We start from the raw sequence: 16,323 nt of genomic DNA, 5'->3' as shown, positions 1-16,323 counted from the left end.
GTCTATTATTGCTTCATAATAAAACTGAGTGTATTTGTGCTTTTTTATTATAAATCATAAAAAGCTGTAAAATTTTGATTTAAGTCTATTTCAGCATTTTGTAAAACAGTCGATTCCGGCAATATTGCAGTTCCTTGAGCACGTGCAATATAAAAAGCATCAAATGCCATAATATCTGTAAACATGGCATGTAGATATTGATAAGAAAATTCTAAAGGTTTATAGCGATCGTCGTTTGTATAAATTGAGCCACTAGCTTGTAAATATAGAGCTTTATAGTCATCAGTCATCAAACCGACTGAACCATCAGAAGTATATTTAAATGTTTGGCGTGCAATCATAATGTTGTCTATATAATCTTTCAAACGAGACGTTATATTAAAATTGTGAAGCGGGGAAATAATCACTATTCTATGATGTGACTTAAATTGTGAAAGTAAAGATGATGTCATATCAGATATTTGTTGTTCTTCTAATGTCAGTGATTCGTGTTCACGTTGCTTGTTCCAAATGTTTAATAACTGTGCTGATTCTATACGAGGTAAATTAATTTCATATAGATTTAATATTTCTGGTTTCTCATTTGGGAAAGTCTCTTTATATTTTGTTAAAAACATGTTTTGTAGTTTGTAAGAAAAACTATCTTTATTTTCGAAATTAGGATGAGCGTTAATTATTAAAGTTTTCATAGTACATACTCCTTAGTTATTTGATAAGATAAGTATAAAGCTTAAAGGTGCCTAAATACGGCACCATTGAAGGAGATATTATGAAAAAATCTGAAAGACTTAATCAAGAACTTATTTTCTTAAGTAATAAATCTACTTTTCATTTAAAAGATATTATGCAGGCTTTTAATATTTCTAAAAGAACTGCACTTAGAGATATTCAAGAACTTGAAGCTATGGGTTTGGCACTTTATGTAGAAAATGGCCGATATGGTGGTTATAAGTTAATTTCTCAAAATTTATTAACGCCTATTTATTTTAATAATAATGAAATTTTGGCGATATTTTTTGCACTTAAAGCTTTAGATATATTATCTACGACGCCCTTTGAAAAATCTTATGATCAAATAAAAGAAAAATTATTTGCCAGTCTACCTGATCAAAAACAAAATGATATTGCCAAAGTATTAAAATATATTCATTATTACAATGTAGCACCAATTAATAATTCAGTTTATTTGGATCAAATATTAACATCGATTATGAATGAGCATAGCGTCTCTATTACTTATACGCAATACAAATACGAAGAAACAGAACTTCAAATTTATGATTTGTTTTATAGAAATGGAATATGGTTCTGTAGTGCTTATGACTTAAATAAACATGTTTGGGGTATATATCGTTGCGATTACATTCTGGATTTAAAGATTAATGAAGATGGAGAGACGCTTTCTAGACAAACATTAGAGGACATTAAGCACCATCACGAAGAAACATTTAATGATATACCGTTCAAATGCAAATTAACGCCTTTTGGGGTAGAACTATTTTTGAAGAAAAAATACCCGAATATGGAATTGGAATATATTGAAAATTGTCCTTATATTGTAGGGGGATACAATAAAGAAGAATTGGGTTATATGACTGACTACTTAATTTCACTGGGGGAACATGTGGAGATTGTTTATCCAGACCAACTCAAACGAAATTATATCACTAAGTTGAATAATATTTTAAAGAAATATGAATGATAAAATGTGTAGGTTATTAAGATAGCTCGCATAAGTAATAGAAGAAACAGTGATGATAACTTGCTGTTAGGTATGAAGAAGAAGTGAGGTGATGAAATTATTACCTCGCTGCCAAACTGTCGATAAATGTTCCAACTTTGTTAGCTGTTTTTTGTGCACGCTTTCCGCGATAACTGACTCAGCCTGTAGTCTTCTGCTAGTGCGCTTCCCGCATGACTCGGCCCGAATCACTGCTAATATTACATTGAAAAGACCATAATAGATAAATTAAACGGTGGCGGTGTTTATTATGTTGAATAAATCAATTGATAAAAGGGGGATCTTCGATCTAAATGGCCGTTGCTATTTTAAAAAATAACGATACAAACATTAAATAAACCTTAGGCGAACTATCACCTAAGGCTTGTCTATTTTGTGGAAGGGAGGTAATAAAATGATTACTTTCTTTCTTTTTATACAATTTAGAACGTATTAATATGGCTGACGAGCACGTTGTTTACCATGCATAAAGTAATAAAGTACTATCGAAACAATTACTAAAACTGCCATAGTTAAGTATAGATTTCGGTACCCCATCAAAGGAATGACAACGCCTAGCACAAATGGCCCAATGCCTGCACCGAAATCTGCAAACATATAAAACGTAGATGTAGCTAAGCCGATTTTATCAGTAGGTGATTGTTGAATAGCAATGGCTTGGGCAGTGGGTACTATCGTACCATAGCCGATTCCAATAAACACTGCAGCAATGAGTAATGAAATACTTGTGTGCGTTAAACTTAATAGTGTTAGACCGATGATAAAGCTGATTAGAACAGGGTACATGACCTTATTTTCACCATAGTTATCGTAAATCTTACCTGTAAATGGACGAGTGACAAAGGTGCTCACTGCATAAACAACAAAAAAGAAACTTGAGGCTGTAGCAAGGTTGATTTGTTCTGTGTAAACCGTTAAGAATGATAAAACGCTTGAATAAGCAATACCTACGAAAATAATAACAAACGAAATTGGTAGGGCTTCTTTTTGAATATATGCAGCAACGCCAGTGACTTTCTCAGTATTAGATGTTTGGACAGATACTTTTGGTAATCCTTTGATCAATAATGCCACAATTAAAGCGGCGACAATAACGATAAGACTAACTATAAAGATAGATTGAAAACCAAATTGTTGATTTAATATGATACCACAAAAAGGGCCAATAGCGGATGCGGTTGTTACACTAAGTGCATAATAACCAATACCTTCACCTTTGCGTTTTTCTGGAATAATTCTTGATGAAATCGTACCGGTTGCAGTTGAAGATAATCCAAAGGCAATGCCATGTAATAGTCGTACCACCATTAAAATTAACAGGCTATGAATTGCGAAATACAAGCTAACTGTTATGATAGAAAAGATGATCCCAAAGAGCAGCACTTTTTTGGGTTGTAAATTGTCAATCACACGTCCAGAAGCCAAACGCCCGAATAGCATGCCGATAATAAATATGCCTGCCGCTAATCCTCCCATACTTTCTGAAGCGTGATATTTATCAATAGTAAATATCGTGACTGTAACGATTAATGTATAATGAATCAAATACATTAAAAAATTTACAATTGTAACGGAGATAAAATCTTTTGACCAGAGTTTATCATACATACGAAGACCGTCCTTTAATTAATTTTTCATGCACTATATATTATAATGATTAATATACGCTAATGTAAAATTAGAATTTATGATATTTGTATAAGTATTGCTTATGTAAAGGGGTGAGATAATGAACTTTGAACAATTAACTTATATTCAAAAAATATATGAAACGGAATCAATCGTTAAAGCAGCAGATATTATGCATATCAGTCAATCTGCGATGAGTCAGTCCATCGCAAACCTAGAATCAGAAGTAGGATATAAAATATTTAATCGATCACGTAAAGGGACTTTGCCAACTGAAGTTGGGAAGAAATTGATTCCGTTAATGATTGATATTATTGAAGCGCGTAGTGAATTATTATCTGAGGTAGACGCGCTGCATTCAAATATCGAGGGTTCATTAACAATTGCAACGATTCCTACACTATTCAATAAAATGATTCCTAAAGCATTATCTGCGTTCAAGAGAGATTATCCACATATTGAAGTGGAAGTAATCGAAAGTGATAGAGATGAAATTTTAAAAATGGTTGAAGCTCAGGTAGTTGATATAGGATTGATTGGCAAAGCTGAAAATGAACAGTTTGGGCAGCACATTGTAGCGCACTCATTGAATATTGCTACAGATTTTAGGTTAATTGTGCCTAAAAAATCAAAATTATCATTGCAAAACACGATAGATATGAAAGCGATTCGTGAATACCCTTTTGTTTTGTACGATCGCAATTTCTACCATCACAATTTCAAGCAATTTGAAGATGACAACGGCCCATTGAAAATTGTGTTCCGTACCAATAATCCAAGTGTGTTAATTAAAACTGTGTCAGAGGGTTTGGGGATAAGTATTGTGTCAAGTTTGATGTTGGAAGATGATCCGTTTATATTGAATGGCTTGATAGAAATGTTGCCTATTGGTTCACCGTTCGATTATTATATTTATTTTACGGCACTTACACAATCAGATAGAACTAATGCACAAACAATAAAGACATTTATAGAATATTTAAGAAAATGAACAATCACAAAATAAAGCAGAACCTATAGGGTGACGTTGAAGTCCTTATAGGTTCTGCTTTTTAATTATTGTATTTTATTTAGAAAACGATAGAAGTAGGACAAATCAGAGATTTGTTGATTACAAACTGTACTATCGAAGCAAATATAATCACCTTTTTTAGTGTATTGCCCGTCACTCGTGGTGCGTGTTTTCCTCATGAATAAGGTGACACGAGACTCCTTATTACAAATTGAACAAAAGCCTTTAACTGTTTGGTTTGAAATATCCCCGTAAAAGCCATCTAATTTTCCAAAATCATTATAATAGATTATATATTTTCTATTGGAAGCCACATCGTTCCAACCAATAAATGTACTTTCTAATAGCACTTCATTACTGATTAGTGGTGTTTTCAATTTCTTTACTTTTCTAAAAACTTTATCTACTTGTTTTTTTGAAGGATGTTCGAAAGGCAACACATAATCCTGAAGTGTACTTAAGATTTTTTCAGCTTGCATTTTTGATAATTGATAATTCATCAACTTTTCAATTTCTAATTGAATAGATGAATCAACACTTTGAAACGTATTGAGCATTTGTTCACGTGTAGTCTCTTGGATAGAAGCGATAGTATTAAGGTCATTAACTGAATTATACACATTGATTAAATGTGCGATCCGTTCTTTTATATAATTAAACTGATAAGGGTATAGTTGTTTTTCCATAATTTGATATTCCTCTCACATTTTAATAACTGCATGCATAAGATAGATGCCCTGTGAAAAGAAAAAGTTCTACAAAGCATCGACTATTTTAATCGAAAACTTTGTATTAACAATGTAGCATTTGTATGCAACATATGATCCTCTCCATAAATACTTAATAAATAACTTATACCAACATATGACAGGTGTGTCAAATGTTGGAAATGCTCACCATTTACTAGATGAATTTTATAGTAAATAGAGATATAGCAACTAGAAATAGTGAAGTATGTAATGGCTAAATAGTAGACATTAGCGATTTACACTGCTAAAATTCAAAGCAAATGTTCACTCAAAGTATACAAAAAAGCGTTTTTATAGTATAATATTGTTGAAAATACGGGTATTGTCCACTGGGAAAAAACATTACGATTTCTGTAATATACAAGGGAGATATAAATATGAAAAAAATTATTATTACTGGTGCATTAGGACAAATAGGAACTGAGTTAGTAGTGAAGTGTAGAACATTATATGGCAATGATAATGTTTTAGCTACTGATATTAAAGAGCCAGAAGCGGATTCTGCAATTGCAAATGGTCCATTTGAAATATTGGATGTAACTGATAAAGCACGTATGAATGAACTTGTTGAATCGTTTAAGCCGGACACGATTATGCATATGGCTGCTTTATTATCAGCTACTGCTGAAAAAAATCCTTTGTTTGCATGGGATTTAAATATGGGCGGATTAATGAATGCTTTAGAGGTTGCACGTGAACATGATTTACTATTCTTCACACCAAGTTCTATTGGTGCATTCGGCCCATCAACACCTAAAGTTAATACCCCACAAGTAACAATTCAGCGTCCAACTTCAATGTATGGCGTGAATAAAGTTGCAGGTGAATTGTTATGTCAGTATTACTTTGAAAAGTTTGGTGTTGATACACGTAGTGTAAGATTCCCAGGTTTAATTTCACATATTAAAGAACCTGGTGGTGGTACAACTGACTATGCAGTCGATATTTATTTTAAAGCTGTAAGAGAAGGACATTATTCAAGCTTTATTGAAAAAGGTACATTTATGGATATGATGTATATGGAAGACGCGATTGACGCCATTATCCAACTTATGGAAGCAGACGGTGTTAAATTGATAAACCGTAATGCTTATAATTTAAGTGCGATGAGTATTGAACCAGAAATGGTTAAAGTAGCAATTCAAGAATATTATCCAGACTTTAAATTAGACTATGATGTAGACCCAGTGAGACAATCAATTGCTAATAGTTGGCCAGATAGTATTGATGTAAGTTGTGCTAGAGCAGAATGGGGCTTTGATCCACAATACGATTTAAACAAAATGACTAAAGTGATGTTAGATGCTATTGAAGGTAAAGAAACAGCTGAAGTAAGATAAGTTACTCATCAATAGGATTTAAAAAATCAAATAGCAGTGATGAAAATTAAAAATGGAGCATTTGCTATTATAAATTAAAACTAAATACTATGTATTTTCGTCTGTTAATTGTATAGAAAGTCTAATGCGGCGTGGATATGTTGTCAAAATTTTGAATTTGATAACATGCCTACGCTATTTTTATTAATAATTATATTAAGATCAATGGAAATGAATCCATTCTAAAAGAACAATTTTTTAAAGTACTCTTTTCAATAATGAAAATTAAAGCTAAGTATCGATTATATTTATTATTTGAAGTTTTTAATTTTCCGTTGTCATAACTAGAGGTTAAATACAACGGAAACAGCGTATGCAAATTGATTTCTGTTCCTCTCCCTTATTATTTCTTTATTTTAAATTTTTTGAAAATTATTGAACAGCACTCGTTGGATTGATATAATTTAATGTAATACTCAAAGAAATACCATTAGGAGGAAAAATCATGTCAGAAAAAATTGAATTTGTACAACGAGAAATACTTAAAGAAAAGCCGGATCCAAGTGATTTAGGTTTTGGGAAATATTTCACAGATTATATGTTAAGTTTCGACTACGATATTGATCAAGGATGGCATGATTTAAAGATTGTGCCTTATGGACCAATTGAACTTTCTCCGGCAGCACAAGCCTTACACTACGGCCAAGCAGTATTTGAAGGCTTGAAAGCTTACAAGCATGACGGTGAGGTAGATTTATTCCGTCCCTCTGAGAACTTTAAACGTATTAATAATTCATTGTCACGATTAGATATGCCGAAAGTTGATGAAGAGGCAGTGTTAGAAGGGTTGAAGCAATTAGTAGATATAGAACGTGATTGGGTACCAGAAGGTGAAGGTCAATCGTTATACATACGACCATATGTTTTCGCCACAGAAGGTATTTTAGGCGTACGCCCTTCTTATTCATATAAATTATTAATTATTTTGTCGCCATCAGGTTCATATTATGGCGGAGAGTCGTTAAGACCAACTAAAATTTATGTGGAAGATGAATATGTGCGTGCTGTTCGTGGTGGCGTAGGTCATGCAAAAGTCGCAGGTAATTATGCTGCTAGCCTATTAGCACAAACGAATGCATCAGCACAAGGTTATGATCAAGTATTGTGGTTAGATGGTGTTGAACAAAAATATGTAGAAGAAGTTGGTAGTATGAACATCTTCTTCGTAGAAAATGGTAAACTTGTAACGCCAGAATTAAATGGTAGTATTTTACCTGGTATTACACGTAAAACTGTGATTGAATTAGCGCAAAATTTAGGCTATGAAGTAGAAGAACGTCGAGTATCTATCGACGAACTTATTGAAGCACACAATAAAGGTGAATTAACAGAAGTATTTGGTACAGGTACAGCAGCAGTTATCTCTCCTGTAGGTCAGTTGAAATATGGTGAAACTGAGATCGTTATTAATAATAATGAAACTGGGGAAGTTACTCAAAACTTATACGATAATTATACTGGTATCCAAAGTGGTAAACTTGAAGACCCACAAGGCTGGAGAGTCGTTGTACCAAGATACTAAACCACACAAAAATATAATGATGATTGAACAATAAGCTAAATTATGAGAGTAAATTGTAATAACTAATATAATACTTGAGGCTGAGACATACCAATGTATGTCCCAGCCTCGCTTTATGTATAATTTGATAAAATGTATTCAAATAGAATTGTTATTTTGAAGTAATTGCTTCAAGATTTGCTTCTTTCATACCATCTTTAGCACCTTTTTGTATATCATCAACATGATAAAATCCATCAACAATAACCAATGAAACTATAATGACACCAATGCCTTTAAACCAACTAAATGGAGACATTTGTTTTTCTCTTTTAGCAAAATATAACCCGATTAATCCTGCAACAACAATAAAAGTAATTGCGTAACCCATAAAACAAACCTCCTTTTTGAAATGTTTAAAACTAAACAAAACTAAATTTTTAAGAAAATACATTTACATTTAAATACTAACACAACTTTTTATAGCATTAAATATTTGAAAAAATAGTGTTAAACACAAGTATTAGAGAAGTATAAGTTGCTTTTTGAAAGGAACATAGACATGAATAAAATATTGAACATTGCTAGTTTTATTATGCTTATTTTGTTAATGGTATATACGTGGATAAATTATAATACTTTGCCTAAAACGGTACCTATTCACTATGATTTATATAATTATCCAGACGGATGGGGGGATAAAAATGCATTGATTTTCATACCATTTATAGGTTTAATGATATGGTTTTTAATGTATGAACTATATAAATATTATCCGAAATTGGTAAATCTAGATATTAATTTAACAGGAAAACAACCGACAAAAAAGGCGATTAAAACGCATATAACTTTTGTTGCTATCTTGAACTTTGAAATTATTTTATTTATTTCGTTAAAGGGAGCAATGGATATCTATAATATCAAAGGTGGATCGATACATTTAGGCATTTCTCAGTTTGTGACATTTGCAATAGTTATTGGAGTGACCTTAATATGGTTGGTAGTGAACGACTATAAGAACAAACGAAAATGATATAACAAATGCAGCTTCATTATTTGTATACAGCGTTCGTTTTATATTAAAATAAAATAGGTTTTAAAAACAAAGATAGTGTGAAACTATAGGAGCTGTTCTAGCGATGAAATGGATTTTATTTGATAAAGATGGCACAATCATATATTTCGACCGTAGTTGGATGAAGATTGGGTTACAACTTGTAGATGATTTTATGGAAGTTTACGAAGATGAAATTGCTGATAGAGAGGCAGCATACGCGTATTTAGGTGTAGTAGATGGAGAAATTCAACCAGGTACGATTATGGCTTCAGGTGCTTTAGATGAAATGGTTCGAGCGTTCTGTGATATTGCAGGTCAAGATGTAACTAAATGGGCACAAAGTAGGAGCCAAACACTTGTAGATAATCGTGTTCCAGAAAATGTCTTAGTAGAGGGTATTGAGGAGACACTCGAAACCTTAAAACGCCAAGGTTATAAGATGGGAATTGTAACCAGCGATTCTAAAAAAGGTGTGGAGCAGTTTCTAGAAATTACGAAATTTGATCATTTCTTTGATGTGGTTATTTCAACAGAAGCAAACGCAGTCGAAAAACCAAATCCAGAAGTACTTAACCCGTTATTTGATCATTATGATGTAGCGCCTCAAGATGTAGTTATTGTAGGTGATACTGCAAATGATATGCAAACAGGTGTTAATGCAAAATTAGGCTTGAAAATCGCAGTGTTAACAGGTGTCGGTTTAGAACAAGAATTTACAAATGCAGATTACATAATAGAAACTGCAAATGATGTTGTGGAAATAATAAATCAATAGGCTTAACTTCTAAATTATGTCATAATATACGTAACGTATATTATGATTTTTTTATATTTAATATAAGTGTCGAGGTGATTAGATGATTGATGGTAAATACGCCGATTATCAAGGTGAAACTTATAAAGTAGTGGAAATTATTAGTAATGAAGTTGTATTGGTCACTGAAGACGAGCGAGCTTTAGCGCATGGTTTTGAAGCAAATACAACAAATCATACAGCGCACACGTTGTATTTTAAACATGTTGCGCGCGATGATATAGATGAACTGTATGCACTGTACCAAGAAGCGAGATACGGTGGCGCTGTTTTTGATCTTTATCAAGATACTGAGGGACAATTATATATTGGTACCGAAGATCAAGATAAGGCTAGCACCTTTGGTTTAGTACAAACAGATGAATATTACTATAGTAAATATGTGACAGAAGATGAAATTGAAAAAATCATTTATCGACGTCATATTGAATAAAGGACGATACCCGAATAAAAAAGTCACTCCGACTAAATAAGTTTAGTGGGAGTGACTTTTTATGCAAAGTTAGCGTCTAGCGTTGATCAACTTTACGGTATGTGTCAATGACATGGCGTATTTTATCAATAACTGGATTTAAAGACTCGGGATCTTCGTGTAAGTCATATTCATTAATGTTAACACGAACTACAGGGCACGCATTAAATTCGGAAATCCAATCTTCATAGCGTTGGAATAACTTTTGCCAATATGCTACATCCGTCTCAATTTCCATTTGACGACCGCGTTGTTTAATTCGTTGAATCACATCTTCATAGTCACATTCTAAATAAATTAAAACGTCTGGTTTGGGGAAGTATGGTGTCATTACCATAGCGTTGAAAAGCTCAGAATAAGTTTGGAAGTCTTCAGGACTCATCGTTCCTTGTTCTTCATGCATTTTGGCAAAAATATCAACATCTTCATAAATAGAACGATCTTGAATGAAACCGCCTCCGTATTCAAACATACGTTTTTGTTCTTTAAAGCGTTCTGCTAAAAAATAAATTTGTAAATGGAAGCTCCAACGTTCAAAGTCATTATAAAATTTATCGAGATATGGATTATTATCGACGTTTTCAAATGAAGTTTTAAAGTTAAAGCGTTCTGCTAAAGCCTTTGTTAATGTTGATTTACCAACGCCTACTGTACCAGCGATAGTAATTACAGCATCTTGTGGAATACCATATTTATTCATGCTCATGTCCTCCAATAAGTGGTTTCACTAATTCTAAAATATAATTATAATCTTCATCATACTTAACAAAGTCAAGTTGAGTCGTGTCGATTCGTATAACACGTGCGCCCTCTGATTTAAGTGATTCATAATATGCATTATAGTCACGCTTTAGATTTAATAAATAATCATCTGCAATTTGATGTTCGAAGCTACGATTACGATGTGCAATACGTGTTTTTAGCATTGCTAAATCAGCATCTAAAAAGATGATAATGTTCGGCATTTCTAAATCTTCGGTTAAAATATCGTAGATTCTTGAGAATTTATTATATTCTGATGTGGTTAAGGTATTATTTGCAAATATCTTATTTTTATATATGTGATAATCGCTAACAATTCCATTATCAATTAAAGCAAGATCTTGAAATTGCTTATATCGATTACATAAGAAGAACATTTCTGTTTGGAAACTCCATTTTGAAATGTCATCATAGAAATCTGATAAAAAAGGATTTTCTGTAATAATTTCTTTTTCTTCGTAATATTTATAAGTTTGACTGAGTTTATGTGCTAAAGAAGATTTTCCGACTCCAATCGGACCTTCAATTGCGATAAAATGTTTTTTCATATTTTCCGCTCCAATGTTAAAATAGACAATAAATATTGTACCATATGTGAGGTGTGTGAGACACATGACAAATCACCAATTTTATATGAAAATGGCGATTGAAGAAGCTAAAAAAGCTGGCGATATAGGTGAAGTACCTATTGGCGCTGTGATTGTTAAGAATGATGAAATTATTGCAAGAGCACACAATTTAAGAGAATCAAAAAAAGATCCAACCGCACATGCAGAATATCTTGCTATTCAAAAAGCATCTAAGCACTTAAATAGTTGGCGATTGGAAGCGTGCCAACTCTATGTGACCTTAGAACCTTGTGTTATGTGTGCGGGTGCGATTGTAATGAGCCGTATTCCGCATGTGATATATGGTGCAAAAGATCCCAAAGGAGGATGTGCGGGGAGTCTGATGGACCTCTTACAAGAACCTAGATTTAATCACCGTGCACAAGTAGAAATAGGTGTAATGGAAGAAGCATGTAGTCAATTATTGACTGAATTTTTTAGGCATATTAGAAAGAAGAAAAAAATCATACAAACAGCCGATAATACAAATAACTAAACTTTTGGTAGAATAAGAATATGTTACAAAATTATGGCAAATGAGAATGAGATGTAATTAAATTTGTGTAATCGATCTAAGAAGGGAACGAGGTAAACGAATGATAAACTTAATTGCTACAGATATGGATGGTACGTTACTTAATGCCGCGCATGAAATATCCGAGGAAAATGTTAAAGCCATTAAATACGCCCAGTCACAAGGTATTACTGTTGTTATAGCAACAGGCCGTGCTTTTTATGAGGCGAACGCACCCGTGAATCAAACAGATTTAAAAATGCCCTATATTTGTTTGAATGGTGCAGAAGTGAGAGATGAATCATTTAATATCATGAGCACTTCTAATTTGAACCGCGAATTAATCAATAGAATTACGCATGAACTTAAGAATGAAGATATCTATTATCAAGTGTATACAAACTTAGGTATCTATACAGAAAATCCGCAACGTGACTTAGAAATTTATATAGATATTGCGGAACGTGCAGGACAACATGCGGATGTAGAAAAGATTAAAGCCGGTATTCAAAAACGTATTGATAACGGTACTTTAAAAGTGGTAGATAATTATGACAAAATTGAAGATACGACAGGTGAAATTGTAATGAAAATTTTGGCGTTTGATAGTGATTTGTCAAAAATTGACCGCGTTAGTGAAAAGTTAGCTCAATCAGAAAGTCTTGCAATATCATCATCATCTAGAGGTAATATTGAAATTACTCATTCAGATGCACAAAAAGGTATAGCTTTAGAAACAATTGCTGAACGACTAAATATTGACATGAAAAATGTTATGGCAATCGGTGATAACATGAATGACATTTCAATGCTTGAACGTGTAGGTTATTCTGTAGCGATGGATAATGCTGCGCCAGAAGTAAAAGTAGTAGCAACATACGCAACAGACTCTAATGAAGAAAGTGGCGTTGGTAAGGCGATTATGAAGCTACTTAAGGAAAATAACGAAAAATAGTATGAGGTGAAGTAATAAATGAAAGGTTTAATTATAGTAGGTAGCGCGAAATTAGGTTCGCATACTACTGCATTATCAAAATATTTAAAAGGACATTTTGAAGCGCATGACTTTGAAGTTGATATCTTCGATTTGGCAGAGCACCCAATCCATCAACTTGATGTATCTGGCGCTTCACAACCAAGTGAAGATTATAAAAACAATTTAAACATATTAAAAGAAAAAGCGAGAGCAGCAGACTTCTTTGTGTTAGGTAGTCCGAATTACCATGGTTCATATTCTGGTATTTTAAAAAATGCATTAGATCATTTAACAATGGATGATTTTAAAATGAAACCAGTTGGCTTGATTGGTAATAGTGGTGGTATTGTTAGTTCTGAACCATTATCACACTTACGACTGATTGTTAGAACGTTATTAGGTATTGCGGTGCCAACGCAAATCGCTACGCATGACACAGATTATAAAAAACTTGAAGATGGTACATTATACTTAGATAATGAAGAGTTCCAATTACGTGCACGTTTATTTGTAGATCAAATAATCTCATTCGTTAAAAATAGTCCTTACGAACATTTAAAATAGGGTGAACGTGCCATTTTTATTTATGAATTAAAATGGTGGTATTAATTAGCGTAAAATAGTTATAAAAGGGTGCAAAGGCCCGATATAATACACTACATCACAATAATGGGCTGGAACATTTATACGTTCCAGCCCATTAGTTATATAATAAACTTGGTTGATTAGCCTTTACTATTTAATATTGTATCGACGATTAAATGGTATTGCTTAATAATAGATTCTATTTTCGGAAAATCTATATCATGTAAGAAGATGCGTCTTTCATCATAAACGTCTCTTGATTTTTTAAACAAACCTAAGTTGCTTAAATGATTAATTTGCACTGAAATAGGTGTGTTTTCAATGTTTAGGTGCTTTTTAAGTTCCACAGCGTCAATTTTTTCTTTGTTGAGATAATTCAGTTTTTCTAAAATGACAATTTCTAAAAACGACATGTCTAAATTTTTCTTTAGTGCTCGTTTAATTGTATTTCTATTTTCTTCATAATAAATTGTATTCATGATTTCCCTCTCAATTCTTTTTAAACTTTGTATAAAGATTTGTCTTATTGGTTCACTTTATCGTGCACATCCATATTGACTATGCCTTTAATAAGTTTTATTTATTTCAAGATTGATAGGGAGCATAGCCTTTAACCTTTTCAAATTGTTGTAAATAATTTTGAAACGTACGGAATTTATATGTTTTCCATACGTTATCTAATGTATCTCCATTCATTAATGCGCAATTTGAAAAATGAATTTTCGCAGCAACCATGTACTGTGATAATGTACTACCCACGATCATTGTAAAAGTTCGAGATAAAAAACTAGAATTTACAAAAAATACTTCGGCAATTTGCTGACAATTTAACTTATCTTCTATATGGTTGTGGATGTAAATTATTACGTTTTTAATTAGCGTATATTTATAATTATTTGATTCATAGCCAAGTTGATTGCTACACACGCTTAATGTATATATCGTTGTTAAAAGTGATAAGAACGCTTTTTTAGGTACATGACATTCTTCCGCCAAAGATGAAAATATATTTGTGAATTGTGATTTTAATATATGATGTTGTCCATCTCCAAGATATGAATCTATTCCATTAGCCATTGTTTGATCAATATCATTTATGTAATGATAGTTGTTTATTGATAAACAAAGTAAGTCAGCATCGATAGATATAAGCTCGATATATTCATAGTCATGAACGTAAAAAATATCACCAGAAATATATTGTTCAAATATGTCATTTTTTAATAATGTGACATTGCCTTTGGAGACCCAGTAAATATTTAAAAAGTGCGGTGTACTTAGATTATAATCTGTGCTTTTTATAAGTTTATGAAGTTTAATTTTATAGTCCATCTTTACAATTACCCCACACTTATCGAATAAAAATTGATTTAAAGTTACTATCATAATTATTTTAATATGGAAATCGTATATAGAACATTAGTTAAAAATAAATGTTAGTATTTATTGTTTTAAAAATAGAGAAGTTGATTCTAGGTGAATGTTAAAATTTTAATCTAACATACTAAAATTTTAATCAAGCACATCTTACAATACAGGTACATAAAATTTAAGTTATATATGCAAATAAAAAAGTGTACAAATTGTCGATGTTAATCAGACATTTTGTACACTTTTTAAAAAATCGCTATATTTTATTTTCTATATTTTAATTTTGCAAAGGCATCATGTTGATGTATGGATTCTTCATTACGACATTCTATGTCGAATCCATCTAGCCATTCAAAACCGACTAAGTCTGCAGCGATTAAACGAATTAAATCTTCTACAAATCTTGGATTTTCATAAGCGCGTTCTGTAACGCTTTTTTCATCTGGACGTTTAAGGATAGGGTATAATATAGAGCTTGCGTTCGCTTCCATGGCATCAAGTATTTTCCCTTTGTAATCGTCTACTAGCTCAACATCTTTGTTGATGTATGCTTTGACAGTTACAATACCGCGTTGGTTATGCGCAGAGTATTCGCTGATTTCTTTAGAACAAGGGCAGAGTGTCGTTACTGCAGCTTGAATTGTGATTTCCTTGCGCGTTACATCTTTTTTATCTATTGCTAGACCATAAGTAACATCTGCATGACCCACAGCTTTAATTTGGGTTACTGGGCTGTGTCGATCAAAAAACCACTTTGCTGATACATCTAAGCCAGCAGCATTTTGGTTCATGCTTTCTTGTAAACTACGTAGCAGTTGATAAAGTGAGTCAAAGTCTAATTCGATACCATTATGATAGTGTTTTTCAACACTTTCTAAAATGCGGCTCATATTGATACCTTTTTCATCTTGATTAAGGCTTGTTGAAAAACTAAAGTTTCCAGCAGTTTGGAAACGATCAACAAGTACAGGGTATACAAGGTTTTTAATGCCGACTTCTTCTATTTCAAATAAGAAGTCTTTATGCGTGCTTTGCAAGTCTTTCATGTTTTCTTTTACAGTTGGTTTAGTGCCTTCAATAGGGTCGACGGAACCGAAATGTTTCCAACGACCTTCTCGAGTAGATAAGTCAAATTCTGTCATGCTATTGCCTC

19 protein-coding genes are annotated in these 16,323 nt (G+C 32.5%); 10 read left to right on the top strand and 9 right to left on the bottom strand.

Features of this window, described 5'->3' with window-relative positions; genetic code table 11:
• Nucleotides 1-47 precede the first annotated feature (47 nt).
• Nucleotides 48-689, bottom strand: coding sequence for an FMN-dependent NADH-azoreductase (locus D9V42_RS11215; protein ID WP_122064982.1), 642 nt, complete (start codon nt 687-689; stop codon nt 48-50).
• A gap of 80 nt (nt 690-769) precedes the next feature.
• Here D9V42_RS11215 and D9V42_RS11210 point away from each other — a divergent pair, with 80 nt between their 5' ends.
• Nucleotides 770-1,702, top strand: coding sequence for a helix-turn-helix transcriptional regulator (locus D9V42_RS11210; RefSeq protein WP_122064980.1), 933 nt, complete (start codon nt 770-772; stop codon nt 1,700-1,702).
• A gap of 471 nt (nt 1,703-2,173) precedes the next feature.
• Here D9V42_RS11210 and D9V42_RS11205 read toward each other — a convergent pair whose 3' ends face one another.
• The gene (locus tag D9V42_RS11205; RefSeq protein ID WP_122064978.1) at nt 2,174-3,349 is read right to left on the bottom strand and encodes an MFS transporter; all 1,176 of its coding nucleotides are present in this window, start codon (nt 3,347-3,349) and stop codon (nt 2,174-2,176) included.
• A gap of 121 nt (nt 3,350-3,470) precedes the next feature.
• Here D9V42_RS11205 and D9V42_RS11200 point away from each other — a divergent pair, with 121 nt between their 5' ends.
• Complete coding sequence (locus D9V42_RS11200) at nt 3,471-4,361, top strand: LysR family transcriptional regulator (RefSeq protein ID WP_107555207.1); 891 nt, start codon at nt 3,471-3,473, stop codon at nt 4,359-4,361.
• A 65-nt stretch (nt 4,362-4,426) separates the two neighbouring features.
• Here the strand turns inward: D9V42_RS11200 and D9V42_RS11195 are convergent, their stop codons facing one another.
• The gene (locus D9V42_RS11195; protein WP_122064976.1) at nt 4,427-5,068 is read right to left on the bottom strand and encodes a FusB/FusC family EF-G-binding protein; all 642 of its coding nucleotides are present in this window, start codon (nt 5,066-5,068) and stop codon (nt 4,427-4,429) included.
• 440 nt (nt 5,069-5,508) lie between these two features.
• On the opposite strand from D9V42_RS11195, the gene D9V42_RS11190 reads away from it, so the two are divergent.
• Both D9V42_RS11190 and D9V42_RS11185 read left to right on the top strand, forming a co-directional pair.
• The gene (locus tag D9V42_RS11190; RefSeq protein WP_107555205.1) at nt 5,509-6,471 is read left to right on the top strand and encodes an NAD-dependent epimerase/dehydratase family protein; all 963 of its coding nucleotides are present in this window, start codon (nt 5,509-5,511) and stop codon (nt 6,469-6,471) included.
• A gap of 484 nt (nt 6,472-6,955) precedes the next feature.
• Nucleotides 6,956-8,032: a branched-chain amino acid aminotransferase gene (locus tag D9V42_RS11185; RefSeq protein WP_107555204.1), complete on the top strand. Its 1,077-nt coding sequence runs from the start codon at nt 6,956-6,958 to the stop codon at nt 8,030-8,032.
• 151 nt (nt 8,033-8,183) lie between these two features.
• Here D9V42_RS11185 and D9V42_RS11180 read toward each other — a convergent pair whose 3' ends face one another.
• Nucleotides 8,184-8,402 carry a hypothetical protein gene (locus tag D9V42_RS11180; RefSeq protein ID WP_122064974.1) on the bottom strand — a complete coding sequence of 73 codons (219 nt, stop codon included), beginning with the start codon at nt 8,400-8,402 and terminating at the stop codon, nt 8,184-8,186.
• Between the two features lie 171 nt (nt 8,403-8,573).
• Here D9V42_RS11180 and D9V42_RS11175 point away from each other — a divergent pair, with 171 nt between their 5' ends.
• The 3 genes from D9V42_RS11175 (at nt 8,574) to D9V42_RS11165 (ending at nt 10,315) form a co-directional block, all read left to right on the top strand.
• Nucleotides 8,574-9,044 carry a DUF1648 domain-containing protein gene (locus tag D9V42_RS11175; protein WP_122064972.1) on the top strand — a complete coding sequence of 157 codons (471 nt, stop codon included), beginning with the start codon at nt 8,574-8,576 and terminating at the stop codon, nt 9,042-9,044.
• Between the two features lie 106 nt (nt 9,045-9,150).
• Complete coding sequence (locus D9V42_RS11170; RefSeq protein ID WP_107555201.1) at nt 9,151-9,843, top strand: HAD family hydrolase; 693 nt, start codon at nt 9,151-9,153, stop codon at nt 9,841-9,843.
• 82 nt (nt 9,844-9,925) lie between these two features.
• Entirely contained in the window at nt 9,926-10,315 is a 390-nt protein-coding gene (locus tag D9V42_RS11165) for a hypothetical protein (RefSeq protein ID WP_017723520.1), read from the top strand.
• 76 nt (nt 10,316-10,391) lie between these two features.
• Here D9V42_RS11165 and D9V42_RS11160 read toward each other — a convergent pair whose 3' ends face one another.
• Together D9V42_RS11160 and D9V42_RS11155 are read right to left on the bottom strand one after the other, a co-directional pair.
• A complete protein-coding gene (locus D9V42_RS11160) occupies nt 10,392-11,054 on the bottom strand; it encodes a deoxynucleoside kinase (RefSeq protein ID WP_017723521.1) in 663 nt (220 codons plus the stop codon).
• On the bottom strand, nt 11,047-11,664 hold the full coding sequence (locus tag D9V42_RS11155) for a deoxynucleoside kinase (RefSeq protein ID WP_107531588.1): 618 nt from the start codon (nt 11,662-11,664) through the stop codon (nt 11,047-11,049). Before D9V42_RS11155 ends, D9V42_RS11160 begins: the two co-directional genes overlap by 8 nt.
• 64 nt (nt 11,665-11,728) lie before the next feature.
• Here D9V42_RS11155 and tadA point away from each other — a divergent pair, with 64 nt between their 5' ends.
• The 3 genes from tadA to D9V42_RS11140 all read left to right on the top strand — a co-directional run bounded on the left by tadA (nt 11,729) and on the right by D9V42_RS11140 (nt 13,778).
• On the top strand, nt 11,729-12,220 hold the full coding sequence (tadA, locus tag D9V42_RS11150; protein WP_107555200.1) for a tRNA adenosine(34) deaminase TadA: 492 nt from the start codon (nt 11,729-11,731) through the stop codon (nt 12,218-12,220).
• Between the two features lie 100 nt (nt 12,221-12,320).
• The gene (locus D9V42_RS11145; protein ID WP_122064970.1) at nt 12,321-13,193 is read left to right on the top strand and encodes a Cof-type HAD-IIB family hydrolase; all 873 of its coding nucleotides are present in this window, start codon (nt 12,321-12,323) and stop codon (nt 13,191-13,193) included.
• 18 nt (nt 13,194-13,211) lie between these two features.
• A complete protein-coding gene (locus D9V42_RS11140; RefSeq protein WP_107555198.1) occupies nt 13,212-13,778 on the top strand; it encodes an NADPH-dependent FMN reductase in 567 nt (188 codons plus the stop codon).
• Between the two features lie 161 nt (nt 13,779-13,939).
• Here the strand turns inward: D9V42_RS11140 and D9V42_RS11135 are convergent, their stop codons facing one another.
• The 3 genes from D9V42_RS11135 to folE2 all read right to left on the bottom strand — a co-directional run bounded on the left by D9V42_RS11135 (nt 13,940) and on the right by folE2 (nt 16,312).
• Nucleotides 13,940-14,278 carry a transcriptional regulator, SarA/Rot family gene (locus D9V42_RS11135; RefSeq protein WP_107555197.1) on the bottom strand — a complete coding sequence of 113 codons (339 nt, stop codon included), beginning with the start codon at nt 14,276-14,278 and terminating at the stop codon, nt 13,940-13,942.
• Between the two features lie 106 nt (nt 14,279-14,384).
• Nucleotides 14,385-15,131 (bottom strand): response regulator, encoded by a 747-nt coding sequence (locus tag D9V42_RS11130; protein WP_107555196.1) that lies wholly within the window; start codon nt 15,129-15,131, stop codon nt 14,385-14,387.
• A gap of 302 nt (nt 15,132-15,433) precedes the next feature.
• Nucleotides 15,434-16,312, bottom strand: a complete 879-nt coding sequence (gene folE2 / locus D9V42_RS11125) for a GTP cyclohydrolase FolE2 (RefSeq protein WP_107555195.1) — start codon at nt 16,310-16,312, stop codon at nt 15,434-15,436.
• Between the last annotated feature and the right edge of the window lie 11 nt (nt 16,313-16,323).

It is taken from the genome of Staphylococcus pseudoxylosus (assembly GCF_003697915.1).
Classification (GTDB): domain Bacteria; phylum Bacillota; class Bacilli; order Staphylococcales; family Staphylococcaceae; genus Staphylococcus; species Staphylococcus pseudoxylosus.
The sequence above is the reverse complement of the archived record's forward strand: the minus strand, read 5'-3'. Positions and strand labels throughout refer to the sequence as shown.

Excerpts from the sequence above, each read along its gene's own strand:
- D9V42_RS11215 (WP_122064982.1), bottom strand. The coding sequence starts at position 689 with ATGAAAACTTTAATAATTAACGCTCATCCTAATTTCGAAAATAAAGAT.
- D9V42_RS11210 (WP_122064980.1), top strand. The coding sequence starts at position 770 with ATGAAAAAATCTGAAAGACTTAATCAAGAACTTATTTTCTTAAGTAAT.
- D9V42_RS11205 (WP_122064978.1), bottom strand. The coding sequence starts at position 3,349 with ATGTATGATAAACTCTGGTCAAAAGATTTTATCTCCGTTACAATTGTA.
- D9V42_RS11200 (WP_107555207.1), top strand. The coding sequence starts at position 3,471 with ATGAACTTTGAACAATTAACTTATATTCAAAAAATATATGAAACGGAA.
- D9V42_RS11195 (WP_122064976.1), bottom strand. The coding sequence starts at position 5,068 with ATGGAAAAACAACTATACCCTTATCAGTTTAATTATATAAAAGAACGG.
- D9V42_RS11190 (WP_107555205.1), top strand. The coding sequence starts at position 5,509 with ATGAAAAAAATTATTATTACTGGTGCATTAGGACAAATAGGAACTGAG.
- D9V42_RS11185 (WP_107555204.1), top strand. The coding sequence starts at position 6,956 with ATGTCAGAAAAAATTGAATTTGTACAACGAGAAATACTTAAAGAAAAG.
- D9V42_RS11180 (WP_122064974.1), bottom strand. The coding sequence starts at position 8,402 with ATGGGTTACGCAATTACTTTTATTGTTGTTGCAGGATTAATCGGGTTA.
- D9V42_RS11175 (WP_122064972.1), top strand. The coding sequence starts at position 8,574 with ATGAATAAAATATTGAACATTGCTAGTTTTATTATGCTTATTTTGTTA.
- D9V42_RS11170 (WP_107555201.1), top strand. The coding sequence starts at position 9,151 with ATGAAATGGATTTTATTTGATAAAGATGGCACAATCATATATTTCGAC.
- D9V42_RS11165 (WP_017723520.1), top strand. The coding sequence starts at position 9,926 with ATGATTGATGGTAAATACGCCGATTATCAAGGTGAAACTTATAAAGTA.
- D9V42_RS11160 (WP_017723521.1), bottom strand. The coding sequence starts at position 11,054 with ATGAATAAATATGGTATTCCACAAGATGCTGTAATTACTATCGCTGGT.
- D9V42_RS11155 (WP_107531588.1), bottom strand. The coding sequence starts at position 11,664 with ATGAAAAAACATTTTATCGCAATTGAAGGTCCGATTGGAGTCGGAAAA.
- tadA (WP_107555200.1), top strand. The coding sequence starts at position 11,729 with ATGACAAATCACCAATTTTATATGAAAATGGCGATTGAAGAAGCTAAA.
- D9V42_RS11145 (WP_122064970.1), top strand. The coding sequence starts at position 12,321 with ATGATAAACTTAATTGCTACAGATATGGATGGTACGTTACTTAATGCC.
- D9V42_RS11140 (WP_107555198.1), top strand. The coding sequence starts at position 13,212 with ATGAAAGGTTTAATTATAGTAGGTAGCGCGAAATTAGGTTCGCATACT.
- D9V42_RS11135 (WP_107555197.1), bottom strand. The coding sequence starts at position 14,278 with ATGAATACAATTTATTATGAAGAAAATAGAAATACAATTAAACGAGCA.
- D9V42_RS11130 (WP_107555196.1), bottom strand. The coding sequence starts at position 15,131 with ATGGACTATAAAATTAAACTTCATAAACTTATAAAAAGCACAGATTAT.
- folE2 (WP_107555195.1), bottom strand. The coding sequence starts at position 16,312 with ATGACAGAATTTGACTTATCTACTCGAGAAGGTCGTTGGAAACATTTC.